Below are 12,974 nucleotides of genomic sequence, written 5' to 3'. Positions count from 1 at the left end.
TCAGGCCGATCCCAACCTGGCGCGCGCGAATTTCTGGAAGGCGCGGGCGCGGTGCGACAGCGCCGTCGGCTGGCCCGGCTTCCAGCCGTGTTTTTGCTCGGCGCTCATCTCGCCGAAGGTCTTTTCGAACCCATTGGGCAGGAACACCGGATCGTAGCCGAAGCCGAGCGTGCCGCGCGGCGGCCACACCAGCGTGCCTTCAGCCTCACCGCGATAATATTCGGCCTCGCCGTCGGGAAACGCCAGACAGATGACCGCGACGAAACGGCCCGTGCGCTGCGCAGCTTCGGCCGCGCCGACCTCCTGCAGCGCCACTTCCGTGCGCTGCATGGCCATGCCGAAGTCGCGGCTGCCGTCGGGCGTCTCGGCCCAGTTGGCGGTGTAGACGCCGGGCGCGCCGTCGAGCGCGTCGACGCAGAGGCCGGAATCGTCGGACAGTGCCGGCAGGCCGGTGGCCTTGGCCGCGGCATATGCCTTGATGTAGGCGTTCTCCTCGAACGTCGTGCCGGTCTCGTCCGGCTCGGGCAGGCCGTATTCCTTGGCCGATTTCGCCTCGAAGCCGAACGGCGCCATCAGGTCGGCGAACTCGCGCAGCTTGCCCTCATTGTGGCTGGCGACGACGATCTTGTGTCCGTTCAAAGAATGCATCACAGGCCCCAGATCCTTGGCTCGGCGAATTCGATCGAATTGCCCGAGGGGTCGCGAAAGTAGATCGAGCGCCCGCCTTGCGGCCATTCGAAGTCGCTTTCGATGGCGATGTTCCGTGCCGCGAGGTGCTCGCGCCAGCCGGCGATCTCGTCGGCGCTGGCGGCAAAGCAGAGATGGCCCTCGCCCACCGTGCCATGCGCCGGCACCTTCAGCCTGGCGTCCGGCGCCGGCGGGATTTTGGTCGCCTCGGCGTTGAACAGCAGCAGCACGCCGGTCCCGCAGCGGAAGAAGACATGGCGGCCTTCGACCCTGGCGATCAGTTCGAGGCCGAGGATGTCGGAATAGAAGGCTTCGGCGCCATGCAAGTCTGTGACGTAGAGCGCCGATTCAAGGATCGCGGAGGGTATCACGAAGCCCCCCTCTCTGCCCTGCCGGGCATCTCCCCCTCAAGGGGGGAGATTGGCTGTATCGATTGCCTCAGCCAATCACCGGCGTAGCCAGATGGGGGCCGGCGTGGAAGCTTCCAATCTCCCCCCTTGAGGGGGAGATGGCCGGCAGGCCAGAGAGGGGGGCCCAGGCTCGGCATTCGAAAACCTACGCCACCGCCATCTGCTGCAAACTCACCAGGCGCGAAATTCCCTTCTTGGCCAGGTTCATCAGCGCCGCGAACTGGTCCTCCGAGAACGGCTCGCCCTCGGCAGTACCCTGGATCTCGACGATGCCGCCCTTGCCGGTCATGACGAAATTGGCGTCGGTGCCGGCCGAGGAATCCTCGAGATAGTCGAGATCGATGACCGGCTGGCCGTCATGGATGCCGCACGAGATCGCCGCGACGTGGTCCTTCAGCACCTTGGAAACGCTGGCCATCTGGCGGGCTTCCATCCAGCGCAGGCAGTCATGGAGCGCCACCCAGCCGCCGGTGATCGAGGCGGTGCGGGTGCCGCCATCGGCCTGGATGACGTCGCAGTCGACGGTGATCTGCTGCTCGCCCAGCGCCTGCAGGTCGACCACGGCGCGCAAGGAACGGCCGATGAGCCGCTGGATCTCGAGCGTGCGGCCGCCCTGCTTGCCGGCGGAGGCCTCGCGCCGCATGCGCTCGCCGGTCGAGCGCGGCAGCATGCCGTATTCGGCCGTCACCCAGCCCTTGCCGGAATTGCGCATCCAGGCCGGCACCTTTTCCTCCAGGCTGGCCGTGCACAGAACATGCGTGTCGCCGAACTTCACCAGGCACGAGCCTTCGGCGTGCTTGGAGACGCCGCGCTCGAAGGAGATGGCGCGCATTTCGTCGGATTGGCGTTTGGAGGGGCGCATCGAGGCCTCTTGTCTCTGGTTTTTAAGGATTCGTGGCCGGCTTGTAGACGCATGCGGCGCATGGCGCAAAGGAAAATGGACCGGGTTGCGCGGGCACCGGCTAAGTCTATATTTGAACCGGAGGTTTTTGGCCCGAATGACCAAGGCAGTCGATCCGGCATCGCAGTCGCCCGTGCTTCAATCGCTCGATATGCGCTCGCGCGACATCTTCAGGCGCATCGTTGAATCCTATCTCAGGGATGGCGAGCCCGTCGGTTCGCGCAGCCTGTCGCGCATCCTGCCCTCCTCGCTGTCGCCCGCCACCATCCGCAACGTGATGAGCGACCTCGAGCATCTCGGCCTGATCTACGCGCCGCACATCTCGGCCGGCCGCCTGCCGACGCAGACCGGCCTGCGCTTCTTCGTCGACGCCTTCATGGAGCTCGGCGACCTCTCCGACGACGAGCGCCGCATCATCGAGGCGCAGGTGCGCGCCTCCGGCTCCGGCGCGTCGCTGGAACACATGCTGACCGAGGCCAGCCAGATGCTGTCGGGCATGTCGCGCGGCGCCGGCCTGGTGCTCGCCGCCAAGAACGAGGTGGCGCTGAAGCACATCGAATTCATCCAGCTCGAGCCGACCAAGGCGCTGGCCGTGCTGGTGTCGCAGAACGGCGATGTCGAGAACCGCGTCGTCGACCTGCCCGCCGGCACCACCGTCTCGCAGCTGCACGAGGCGTCCAACTTCCTCAACGCCCATATCCGCGGCCGCACGCTGGCCGAGGCGCGCGTCGAGATCGCCCGCATCAAGGACGAGACCAGGGCGGCCCTCGACACGCTGTCGCAGGACCTGGTCGAAAAGGGTCTCGCCGTCTGGGCCGGTGCGGAAAGCGGCCTGCCGGCGCGCCTCATCGTGCGCGGCCGCGCCAATCTGCTCGAAAACGTCACCGCCCAGGCCGACATCGAGTTGCTGCGGCATCTGTTCGAGGATCTGGAGACGCAGGACGGGCTGATCCAGCTGCTCGACCTCGCCGAGGAAGGGCCGGGCGTGCGCATCTTCATCGGCTCGGAAAACAAGCTGTTTTCGCTGTCGGGCTCGTCGCTGGTGGTGGCGCCCTATCGCGACAAGGATGCCCGCGTCGTCGGCGCGCTCGGCGTCATCGGCCCGACGCGGCTGAACTACGCCCGCATCGTGCCGATGGTCGACTATACCGCGCAGCTGATTTCGCGCATGTTGCGGTAAGGTGTGCGATATCCGGGTGAGACCGGCCTGACCTGGATCTCAACACACCCTGGAAGGCACAAGCAGCAAGGGAGCAAAAGAATGGCGCTGGAATCGCTCAAGGCCCAGATCAGCCTGCTGCTCGAGGAAATGGTCAACCAGCCCGAGGACCAGCACGAGATTCAGGAGCAGCTGCGCGAGAAGCTGCAGGAATTGCGCGCCATGGGCCTGCCGCTGCCGGCCGATCTGGTCGAGCTGGAAAAGCGCCTGGACGATGATTTCTACGCCGAAGGCAGCTGAAACCATCCCTCAAATCGGCGTGTGCCTGGTGTCCCAGGCGGAACGACCGCCGCATCCGCCCGTTCACCATTCGCGACGGCGCCGCGGTCGGGGCCGAAACCCCTGGAGGCCAGGATGATCCGATTTGCCGGTCTTGCGGCTGCCGCCTTGCTGCTTGTAACGACGGCCTCTGCCCAGCAGGCCGGCGAGCCGGTGCTGACTGGCAAGAAGGCCTTCGGCGACTGGAAGGCCGACAGGCCTGGCGTGCGCCGGCTGATCAGGCCGGATGATCTGCAAAAGCCCTATGTCAGCCGCTCCGCGTCGAACGGCGCCGGCCTGGCGGATCGGCCGGAAGGCGCCAGGCCGCTCGTGCCATCAGGCTTTTCCATCGAACTCGTCGCGTCGGGCATCGACAATCCGCGGGTCGTGCGCGCGGCGCCCAATGGCGACCTGTTCGTCGCCGACAGCAAGGCCAGCCAGATCCGCGTCTATCGCCTCGCCGAAGGCAGCGCCAGCCCGGCGCAGGAGGCGATCTTTGCCACCGGCCTGACCCGGCCCTACGGCATCGCCTTCTATCCGCCGGGCGACAAGCCGCAATGGGTCTATGTCGCCAACAGCAACAGCGTCGTGCGCTTCGCCTATCGCGACGGCGACCTGAAGGCCGAAGGCAAGCCGGAAACCATCGTCCCGGACATCCCCGCGAACCATCACTGGACGCGCGACATCGCCTTTTCGCCTGATGGCAAGACGCTCTATCTGTCGGTCGGATCGGGCTCCAACGTCGCCGAGGACATGGGCGCCGAGCCGGAAGGCGGGCTCGAGCAATGGGCGACGTCGGCGCCGCTCGGCGCCACCTGGGGCCCGGAGGAAGGCCGCGCCGACGTGCTGGCCTTCGATCCGGACGGGAACAACCGGCGCAGCTTCGCCACCGGCTTGCGCAACTGCTCCGGCATGACCGTGCAGCCGCAGACGGGCGCGCTCTGGTGCGTGGTCAACGAGCGCGACGAGCTCGGCGACAACGTGCCGTTCGAATACGCGACGACGGTCAGGCAGGGCGGCTTCTACGGCTGGCCCTGGTACTATATCGGCGACAACGAGGACCCGCGCCACGTGGGCGCGCGCCCCGATCTTGCCGGCAAGGTCACCGTTCCCGACGTGCTGCTGCAGGCGCATTCGGCGCCGCTCAACATCGCCTTCTATGAGGGCGGCAGCTTCCCGGCCGACTACTGGGGCGATGCTTTCGTCGCTTTGCACGGCTCCTGGAATCGCGGCGTGCGCACCGGCTACAAGGTGGTGCGGCTGAAATTCAAGGACGGCAAGGCGACCGGCGAGTATGAGGATTTCGCCACCGGCTTCGTCATCTCCGACGACGACGTCTGGGGCCGGCCGGTCGGCGTCACCGTCGCCAAGGACGGTGCGCTGATCCTGACCGAGGACGGCAACGGCACCATCTGGCGTGTTACTTACGGCGACGGCCGGTCCTGAGAAACCTTACGCTGGTCGACCCCCACTCCGTCTCGGCTTCGCCGAGCCACCTCTCCCCCGATCGACGGGGGAGAGGAAAGGCGCCAAGCTTTTTTGCAGTCAACGCTCGCCAAGCAAGGCTCCCTTCCTTTCCCTCCGGAGGGGGGAAAGGTGGCGCGGCGTAGCCGCGACGGATTGGGGGAACGACGTGGCAATCAAGCCTCGGGCCGTCAGTTAGCCTTGTAAGGCGAAGACCACGATGGTCTGGTGCAATGGATTCCGACCGTGAGGGAATTCAACCCTCGCCTGTTCCATGCGATAAGACCCTCCGATCTGGAACCTTATCCATGACGCTCACCGGATTCCTCGCCTACAGTGCAGCTCTCGGCATCGCCGCCGCCATTCCGGGTCCCGGCGTCACCGCGCTTGTGGCGCGGGCGCTGGGTTCCGGCTTCCGCTCGTCGCTGGCGATGTCGTTCGGCCTGATCCTCGGCGACCTCACCTACCTCACCGCCGTCATGCTCGGCCTCGCCTTCGTCGCGCAGACCTTCGGCATGGTTTTTCTTGCCATCAAATGGGCGGGTGTCGCCTATCTCGCTTTCCTCGGCTGGCGCTTCTGGACCAGCGGCATCACGCCGGAGACTGTCGAGGCGCGCAAGGGCAAGGGCGGGCTCGCCGCCTCCTTCCTGGCCGGCCTGACGGTGACGCTCGGCAATCCGAAGACGATGATCTTCTATATCGCCATCACGCCGACCATCGTCGACCTGAAGGCGGTGACGCTCGCCGACTACGGCATCCTGGTCACGCTCACCGTCCTCGTCCTGCTGGTGGTGCTGGTGCCCTATCTGGCGCTGGCCGCCAAGGCGCGCTGGTTCCTCAAGTCGCCGCGCGCGCTGAAGGCGCTGAACCGCACCGCCGCCGGTTTCATGGTTGGCGCGGCGGCCGCCATCGCCGCCCGTCAATAGGCTGCAATCTCAACCGGTCGCCATTTCGGGGAAAGCATTCCGGAAACGGGCCGATCCGGAAAATGCTTTTCCGGGGCGGCAGCGTTTTCAGCACGCGCCCCACTCGGATATTTTCGGCCGGCAGCCTATCTTGCGCGGCTGAAAGCCCTATTCTGTCGCTTGATGCAATTGCCTGCCTGACCTGGGAGCGAAACAATGAACAAGCCCGTCACCTCCGCGCGCGTGCCCGGCCGCGGCCGCGTCTTCAATTCGATCACCGAGACGATCGGCGACACGCCCCTGGTGCGGCTCGACAAGTTCGCCAAGGAGAACGGCGTAGTCGCCAATCTCCTGGCCAAGCTCGAATTCTTCAACCCGATCGCCTCGGTCAAGGACCGTATCGGCGTTGCCATGATCGAGGCGCTGGAAGCCTCCGGCAGGATCGCCCCCGGCAGGACGACGCTGATCGAGCCGACCTCCGGCAACACCGGCATTGCGCTCGCCTTCGCCGCCGCCGCCAAGGGCTACAAGCTGATCCTGACCATGCCGGAGACGATGTCGGTCGAGCGGCGCAAGATGCTGGCGCTGCTCGGCGCCGAACTGGTGCTGACCGAAGGTCCCAAGGGCATGAAGGGCGCCATCGCCAAGGCCGATGAGCTTGCCGCCACCTTGCCCGACGCCATCATTCCGCAGCAGTTCGAGAATCCGGCCAACCCGGAGATCCACCGCCGCACCACGGCCGAGGAGATCTGGAACGACACCCAGGGCGAGGTCGACATCTTCGTCTCCGGCATCGGCACCGGCGGCACCATCACCGGCGTCGGCCAGGTGCTGAAGAAGCGCAAGCCTTCGCTGCACGTCGTCGCCGTCGAGCCGGAGGCTTCGCCGGTGCTGTCCGGCGGCCAGCCCGGCCCGCACAAGATCCAGGGCATCGGCGCCGGCTTCGCGCCGAAGATCCTCGACACCACGATCTATGACGAGATCGTCAGGGTCTCCAACGAGGATTCGGTCGCCAATGCGCGGCTCGTCGCCCGCCTCGAAGGCGTGCCGGTCGGCATCTCGTCGGGCGCAGCACTCCAGGCGGCGATCGTCGTCGGCTCGCGGCCGGAGAACAAGGGCAAGACCCTCGTCGTCGTCATCCCGTCCTTCGCCGAGCGCTACCTGTCGACGATCCTGTTCGACGGGCTGGGGGCTTAAGCAGCCTCGACCGACCCTCGCGGGACGCTGGACCGCTGAAAAAACCCGTGTGGCGTCAGCCTGGCGCTTGAGCGCCGCGCGTCTTCCGGTGCAAATCTCCCGCGGCCCGCGCGGCCATTGGGAGGATTCATGTACAGACTTTACACGCGCCCCGGCAGCGGCGGCTTCGTCGTCGAGGCGGCCCTTGCCCTGGCGGGCGCGCCGTTCGACCAGGTCGACGTGCCGAAGAAGGACCCGCCCGACCAGGCCTTCCTCGACATCAGCCCGTTGAACCAGGTGCCGGTGCTGACCTTGCCGGACGGCCGTTCGATCACCGAGTCGGCGGCGATCTGCATCCTGCTCGCCGAGCGCCATCCGGAAGCCGGACTGGCGCCGGCGGCGGGCTCACCCGCCCGCGCCGACTTCCTGCGCTGGATGGCCTTCATGTCGTCGGTCCTCTACCCGGCGGGGCTGCGTTTCTATTATGCCCATCGCTACACCGCGGCGCCGGACGGCGTGGAGGCGGTGAAGCAGGCCGCGCTGGCCGAGATGGATCGCGGCTTTGCCATCCTCGATAAGGCCCTCGCCGGCCGCGACTGGCTGGTCGGCGAGCGGCTGTCGCTGGCCGACGTCTACCTGGTCATGCTGGCGGCCTGGCATCCCGAGATCGGCAAGGTCGCCGCCGCCTGGACCGATATCGAGCGCCTTTGGGCCAGGCTGCGCGATCATGACCTGATCCGCAAACTGAATGCCGCCCACGCGATGTGGTGAGCGGGACGTTTATCCTGGCGCGAGGCCGTCGAGCAGGAAACCGAGGCCTTTGCGGAAAGCGCCATCCCAGTCGTCGTCCAACAGCAGCCGGGAGCGTTCGATTGTCGCGTAGCGCTCACTGAGACGGGTGAGGCGCTGCTGCGCGGCGGCCCTGTCGTCGTCCGACAGGTCGAAGCTCGCCCGGGTGATGGTGGCGCCCATCACATAGTTCCAGAGCGACCATATCGCGGCGTTGATGTCCGCGTCCGCCACGCCGGCCCTGGACAATGCCTTGCCCAGCAGTTCCAGCCGACTGAGGATGTTCGGGCCAAGCGCCCGGCGCGGCAACAGCGATGCCGACCAGGAATGGCTGAGCATGCTGGCGCGCCAGTCCTCGAGTATGTGAACGATCTCGCCGCGCCAGTCTTCGGACTGAGGTTCTTGCGGCGATCCGCGATATTCGAGCACCGCGTCGAGCGCCAGATCGAAGACATCCTCCTTGCTGTCGACGTGCCAATACAGGCTCATCACGCCCGAGCCGAGGTGATCGGCCAGCCGACGCATCGTCAATCCGTCGATCCCTTGCGCGTCCAGCAACTCCACCGCAGTGGCCACGATACGTTGCCGGGACAGAGGCGGTTCGCCCGCGGGCCGGGGCGGCTGACCTGGCCGCTGAGACCGGTTGCTTCGGGCGCCGCCGCGTTTGGCTGCCATTCATCTTCCTCGCGTGTCGAGCCGCGATTCTGGCAGGCAACGTCAGGAATGTCGATGCCGCGCGGTTGACTCGTACATCGTACCATAGGATGACTCGCACGCCGTACGAGTCGCGTGCGGCGATGAACCGAATTGCGATCGTGGGTGCGTTGCTCGCAGCCCGCGGAGCCAAGAGAAACTCATGCCACGCTCAATCAAGCACCTGCTCATCGGAGGGCTAATCATCATGACCATCGGAGTTCCCGCTGCGACGGCAGCGAACGAGGACGATCGCAAGCTGGCCATCGTCAATCCGCGAAACCTCCACGACCCGTCGCCGAATGGCTACAGCACGGCGGTGATCATGCCCCGGGGAGCACGGGTCGCCTACATTTCCGGGCAGGGCGGCCAGGACAGCACGGGCGCCTTGTCGCCGGACTTCGCCGTCCAGGTGAAACAGGCCTATGCGAACCTGCGCGCCGCGCTGGAGGGGATTGGCGCGAAACCCGATCAGGTCGCCAAGCTCACGGTCTTCGTGGTCGATCACGACATGTCCAAGCTCGAGGTGCTGACCAGCAACGTCAAGGACATGTTCGGCAAGGCGCTGCCGGCGCAGACGCTGGTTCCCGTTCCCAAGCTGGCGATCGACCCCATGCTGTTCGAGGTGGAGGCCGTGGTCGTGCTTGATTAGAGCATCGTGAGCTTCGCCCGCTTTTCCTGCAGGAAGCGGCGCACGGCCGGGTCGCGTTCGAGGCCGATCGCGCGGTCGTAAGCCTCGGCCGCCAATCCGGTCGTGCCGAGCCTCGCCAGCAGGCCGGCGCGGGCAGCCCAATAGGGCTGATAGTCATCCAGCCGCTTGTCGTCACCCAGCACGTACAGCGCCGCCAACCCGGCCGCCGCGCCCTCATCCTCGGCGATCGCCACGGCGCGGTTGATCGCCACGACAGGCGAGCCGGCGAGGGCCAGCAGCGCGTCGTAAAGCTGGCGGATCGCTGCCCAGTCGGTGCGGCCGCCGCGCCGCCGCGCCGTGTGGGCCGATTGCACGGCCGCCTCCAGCTGGTAGCGGCCGATGATCTCCTTGGCGGCGGCACGTTCGAGCAGGTCTTCCGCCTCGTCGATCAGCGTGTCGTCCCAGAGCGCGGTGTCCTGCTCGGCAAGCGGCACGAAGTCTCCGTCCGGGCTGCGCCGCGCCGCCCGCCGCGCTTCGGCGAACAGCATCAGCGCCAACAGCCCCACCGCCTCCGGCTCGTCCGGCATCAGTGAGGCCACCAGCCGGCCGAGCCAGATGCCCTCGGTGGCGAGGTTGCGGCGCCGCGTCTCGGTGCCGGCAGGATCGGTCCAGCCTTCGGCGAAGGCGGCGTAGATCGCCTCCAGCACCGCGCCCAGCCGCTCGCCGAGCTCGGCCCGCTCCGGCACCCGGAACGGAATGCCGATCTCGCGGATGCGCGTCTTGGCGCGCACCAGGCGCTGGCCCATCGTCGCCGGCGAGACCAGGAAGGCCGAAGCGATGGTCGCCGCGTCGAAGCCAAGGATGGTCTGCAGGATCAGCGGCGCGCGCACGCTGGCCTCGATCGCCGGATGGGCGCAGGCAAACATCAGCCGCAACCGTTCGTCCGGCAGCTCTTCGTCGGTCATGCGGGCCTCCACCTCCTCGGCGATCAGCTTGAGATGATCGCGCGCCGCCTCGCCGGTCTGCCGCCGCCGCACCGCGTCGACGCCTCGTCGGCGCGCCACCGCGAGCAGCCAGGCTTCCGGCTTTTCGGGCACGCCGGTCTGCGGCCAGCGCTCGAGCGCCGCCGCGAAGGCATCCGCCAGCGCGTCCTCGGCGCCGGCGACATCGCGCGTGCGCGCCGCGAGAAAGGCGACCAGCTTGCCGTAGCTTTGCCGGGCGGCCGCTTCCGCCGCCGCCCGCGCGATCTCCGGGCGATTGTCCATCACTGGGTCAATTCGCGGAGGGATAGTCGCTCATTTCCCAGATCGGCCGCACCTCGATCGTGCCGGCGCTGGCGCCCGGGCAGCGCGCCGCCCAGGCGATGGCCGCATCGGCGTCCTCGGCCTCGATCATGTAGAAGCCGGCGAGCTGCTCCTTGGTGTCGGCATAGGGGCCGTCGAGCACATTGGTCTTGCCGTCTGCCGTGCGCACCGCCGTTGCGGATTGCGTCGGCCGCAGCCGGTCGCCGGCGAGCCAGGCGCCGGATTTCTTCAAAGCCTCGGTATAGGCGCCATAGGCGGCGCTGATCTGGTAGGTCTTCTCGCTCGGCGCGGTCGCCATCGCGGCTTCGTTTGCGTAGATTAAAAGCATGTATCGCATGGTCTTCTCCCGTTTTCTCGAAGGCCGCGTCATCGCCGGCCTGACCAATGTCGCCTGGGCCAGGCGGATTTCGACAGGTGCTGCGAAAATCTTTCGACCCGCGCGGCGCCTCGCGCAAGCGGGCGGCGATGATCCGTGAATCTGCGAGGATTGTCGGGGGGCCGAATCTCGCCGCCGGCCGGGCCCCCACCAGCCCTGGCGGGATTCTAGCCGATCAGCCGCTCCCGCAGTTCCGGCGACGGGAGCTCGCAGCTGTCCGTCCTGCCGAGCAGGGCGTAGCGATTCTTGGCGATGCGGTCGTAGAACCAGTCGCGCAGCGGCCGCGGCAGGGCGAGCAAAACCTTCGCCGCGCGCCATGGCCAGCCAAGCTCGGCCATCACGGCGATGAAGCCGTCCAGTTGGGTGAAAGCCTTTCCGTCGATCAGGGTGAGGCTGGTATCGTAGCTGTCGGTCACAGCGCTTCGCCGAACGGCGACTGCGCCGTAGCGAAGCGGAAGCGCTTCCGGCGGTCGAACCGCACCACCGTCCGCACGAAACCCGAGCAGAACACGCAGACGCCGTCGAAGACGATCAGCGGCTGGGTTGCATCGTAAGCTTGCGGCGGAGGAAGGGGACGCTTCGGTTCGGGCAGGTCAATCATGTCGGCCCCGGCTGCTGGTGTCGTCAGACACTAAGCCAGCCGGCGGCGGCGTCAAAGCGGTGGCGTTGTCGCACGCCGCCGATCGGCCAGCGCGGGGCGCTCGGCGCGATAGGTGGTTGCGCGATGGCTGTCGGCCGGTTTGCAGATCCGGCTGTCATGACGGCTCTCCAGCGTCATGATCAGTGCGCGCTGATGCCGAGCGAGTTGCCGCGGCGGGCGCAGGCCGGGCCTGGGCCGCGCATGTAATAGCGCTCAGGCCGATAGGTCGGCGCGACGAATTCGCGGATGGCGGCGGCATAGCCGGCAATGTGGTTCCAGAACTTCATTTCCCTGTCCCTGTCCCGATTTCGGATGTCCCGTCCGAATTGCGGGCATCATAGCGTCGAGGCGTGAATAGTCGGTGAACGTGATGTTAATTTCTGGTCCGAAATGCCCTGCTTCGTGGCCGGAATGCGGCTGATTCGGGGTCTTTCAGAGCCATTTGCCGGCATTTTGCCCAATGTGACTTTTGCATCACATATGTTTCGTCTCGATGTCGTTCGGACGCGGTTCTGTTTCAACCGCGCGCGCCTCGGCGAAATTTCCGTGCGTGGCCCAAGTCAGGGCCCTGTCTGGAAGCGGCCTGTCTCCCGGAACCGGAGCGGGCTCTGCCCGTTCTCGGTTGAACCACCCCGCTCACGGAGTTCGTCATGGCGCCGCGCCCGGCCTGGAAAGGCTATCTCAAGCTGTCGCTGGTCACTTGCGCCATCGAGCTGACCAACGTCGTCACCCACGCCGAAAAGGTCTCCTTCCGCATCCTCAACCGCAAGACCGGAAATACGGTGAAGCGCATCTATGTCGATGCGGAGACCGGCAAGCCGCTGGAGGAAGGCGACGAGATCAAGGGCTATGAGCTCGAGGACGGCGAGTTCATCCATATCGAGGAAGACGAGATCGAGGCCGTCCAGATCGAATCCTCGCATACAATGAGCCTCGACGGCTTCGTCGACAAGGCCTCGATCCGGCAGATCTACCTCGACACGCCCTATTATGTCTCGCCGGCGGACAAGGTGTCGGAGGAGGCCTTCGCCGTCATCCGCGACGCCATGGCGGGCAAGAAGAAGGCCGGCCTCGCCCGCATCGTGCTCTACCAGCGGGAACGCCCGGTGGTGATCGAGCCGCTCGGCAAGGGCATGGTGCTGACCACGCTTCGTTACGACAACACGGTGCGCCAGCCCGACAGCGTCTTTGGCGATATCAAGTCGGTCAAGACCGACGACGAGATGATAGACCTTGCCGAGCACATCATCGACCGGAAGGGGACAAAATTCGATCCGTCGAAGTTCGACGACCGCTACGAGGATGCCCTGCTCGAGCTGATCCGCGCCAGGAAGGCCGGCAGGAAGGCGCCGAAGGCCAAGGCGCCGCCGAAGCCGTCCAATGTCGTCAACCTCTTCGATGCGCTGAAGAAGAGCCTGAACGCGGAAGGCGCGGGCAAGGCCGCGTCGAAGGCGAAGCCAAAGCCAAAGGCCGGACGCGGCAAGGCCTCCGCTCCGCGGCGCAAATCGGCATAGGAGGCCG

General features: G+C 66.5%; 17 protein-coding genes. 8 read left to right on the top strand and 9 right to left on the bottom strand.

Features of this window, described 5'->3' with window-relative positions; all coding sequences use genetic code 11:
- The 3 genes from rdgB to rph form a co-directional block, all read right to left on the bottom strand.
- Entirely contained in the window at positions 1 to 648 is a 648-nt protein-coding gene (rdgB, locus tag EN846_RS30385; RefSeq protein WP_127284852.1) for an RdgB/HAM1 family non-canonical purine NTP pyrophosphatase, read from the bottom strand.
- The gene (locus EN846_RS30380) at positions 648 to 1,058 is read right to left on the bottom strand and encodes a VOC family protein (RefSeq protein WP_127284853.1); all 411 of its coding nucleotides are present in this window, start codon (positions 1,056 to 1,058) and stop codon (positions 648 to 650) included. Before EN846_RS30380 ends, rdgB begins: the two co-directional genes overlap by 1 nt.
- A gap of 184 nt (positions 1,059 to 1,242) precedes the next feature.
- Positions 1,243 to 1,959, bottom strand: coding sequence for a ribonuclease PH (gene rph / locus EN846_RS30370; RefSeq protein WP_127284854.1), 717 nt, complete (start codon positions 1,957 to 1,959; stop codon positions 1,243 to 1,245).
- Between the two features lie 136 nt (positions 1,960 to 2,095).
- On the opposite strand from rph, the gene hrcA reads away from it, so the two are divergent.
- The 6 genes from hrcA to EN846_RS30340 all read left to right on the top strand — a co-directional run bounded on the left by hrcA (position 2,096) and on the right by EN846_RS30340 (position 7,791).
- On the top strand, positions 2,096 to 3,178 hold the full coding sequence (gene hrcA, locus EN846_RS30365) for a heat-inducible transcriptional repressor HrcA (protein WP_127284855.1): 1,083 nt from the start codon (positions 2,096 to 2,098) through the stop codon (positions 3,176 to 3,178).
- 81 nt (positions 3,179 to 3,259) lie between these two features.
- Positions 3,260 to 3,457 (top strand): hypothetical protein, encoded by a 198-nt coding sequence (locus tag EN846_RS30360; RefSeq protein WP_127284856.1) that lies wholly within the window; start codon positions 3,260 to 3,262, stop codon positions 3,455 to 3,457.
- 114 nt (positions 3,458 to 3,571) lie between these two features.
- Positions 3,572 to 4,921 (top strand): sorbosone dehydrogenase family protein, encoded by a 1,350-nt coding sequence (locus EN846_RS30355; RefSeq protein WP_135899048.1) that lies wholly within the window; start codon positions 3,572 to 3,574, stop codon positions 4,919 to 4,921.
- Positions 4,922 to 5,247: 326 nt separating this feature from the next.
- On the top strand, positions 5,248 to 5,865 hold the full coding sequence (locus EN846_RS30350) for a LysE family translocator (protein ID WP_128274392.1): 618 nt from the start codon (positions 5,248 to 5,250) through the stop codon (positions 5,863 to 5,865).
- Between the two features lie 195 nt (positions 5,866 to 6,060).
- Positions 6,061 to 7,041 carry a cysteine synthase A gene (gene cysK, locus EN846_RS30345; protein ID WP_127393835.1) on the top strand — a complete coding sequence of 327 codons (981 nt, stop codon included), beginning with the start codon at positions 6,061 to 6,063 and terminating at the stop codon, positions 7,039 to 7,041.
- Positions 7,042 to 7,170: 129 nt separating this feature from the next.
- Positions 7,171 to 7,791 (top strand): glutathione S-transferase family protein, encoded by a 621-nt coding sequence (locus EN846_RS30340; protein WP_127393834.1) that lies wholly within the window; start codon positions 7,171 to 7,173, stop codon positions 7,789 to 7,791.
- A 9-nt stretch (positions 7,792 to 7,800) separates the two neighbouring features.
- Here the strand turns inward: EN846_RS30340 and EN846_RS30335 are convergent, their stop codons facing one another.
- Positions 7,801 to 8,484: a TetR/AcrR family transcriptional regulator C-terminal domain-containing protein gene (locus EN846_RS30335; protein ID WP_127393833.1), complete on the bottom strand. Its 684-nt coding sequence runs from the start codon at positions 8,482 to 8,484 to the stop codon at positions 7,801 to 7,803.
- A 181-nt stretch (positions 8,485 to 8,665) separates the two neighbouring features.
- Between EN846_RS30335 and EN846_RS30330 the strand changes: the two genes are divergently transcribed.
- Entirely contained in the window at positions 8,666 to 9,154 is a 489-nt protein-coding gene (locus tag EN846_RS30330) for a RidA family protein (RefSeq protein ID WP_127393832.1), read from the top strand.
- On the opposite strand, the gene EN846_RS30325 is transcribed toward EN846_RS30330, so the two are convergent.
- The 5 genes from EN846_RS30325 to EN846_RS30310 all read right to left on the bottom strand — a co-directional run bounded on the left by EN846_RS30325 (position 9,151) and on the right by EN846_RS30310 (position 11,740).
- Positions 9,151 to 10,398, bottom strand: a complete 1,248-nt coding sequence (locus tag EN846_RS30325; RefSeq protein WP_128345997.1) for an RNA polymerase sigma factor — start codon at positions 10,396 to 10,398, stop codon at positions 9,151 to 9,153. The genes EN846_RS30330 and EN846_RS30325 overlap by 4 nt on opposite strands.
- A gap of 7 nt (positions 10,399 to 10,405) precedes the next feature.
- Complete coding sequence (locus EN846_RS30320; RefSeq protein ID WP_127285448.1) at positions 10,406 to 10,774, bottom strand: YciI family protein; 369 nt, start codon at positions 10,772 to 10,774, stop codon at positions 10,406 to 10,408.
- Positions 10,775 to 10,980: 206 nt separating this feature from the next.
- The gene (locus EN846_RS36570; RefSeq protein WP_348630844.1) at positions 10,981 to 11,229 is read right to left on the bottom strand and encodes a DCC1-like thiol-disulfide oxidoreductase family protein; all 249 of its coding nucleotides are present in this window, start codon (positions 11,227 to 11,229) and stop codon (positions 10,981 to 10,983) included.
- Positions 11,226 to 11,414: a DCC1-like thiol-disulfide oxidoreductase family protein gene (locus tag EN846_RS36565; RefSeq protein ID WP_348630843.1), complete on the bottom strand. Its 189-nt coding sequence runs from the start codon at positions 11,412 to 11,414 to the stop codon at positions 11,226 to 11,228. The genes EN846_RS36570 and EN846_RS36565 overlap by 4 nt, the downstream gene beginning before the upstream one ends.
- Positions 11,415 to 11,593: 179 nt before the next feature.
- Entirely contained in the window at positions 11,594 to 11,740 is a 147-nt protein-coding gene (locus EN846_RS30310; protein ID WP_126057275.1) for a hypothetical protein, read from the bottom strand.
- 363 nt (positions 11,741 to 12,103) lie between these two features.
- Between EN846_RS30310 and EN846_RS30305 the strand changes: the two genes are divergently transcribed.
- Complete coding sequence (locus EN846_RS30305; RefSeq protein WP_127392229.1) at positions 12,104 to 12,967, top strand: Ku protein; 864 nt, start codon at positions 12,104 to 12,106, stop codon at positions 12,965 to 12,967.
- Positions 12,968 to 12,974 lie beyond the last annotated feature (7 nt).

It is taken from the genome of Mesorhizobium sp. M4B.F.Ca.ET.203.01.1.1 (assembly GCF_004791025.1).
Lineage (GTDB): Bacteria > Pseudomonadota > Alphaproteobacteria > Rhizobiales > Rhizobiaceae > Mesorhizobium > Mesorhizobium abyssinicae.
This window is presented reverse-complemented; position numbering and strand designations above follow the sequence as displayed.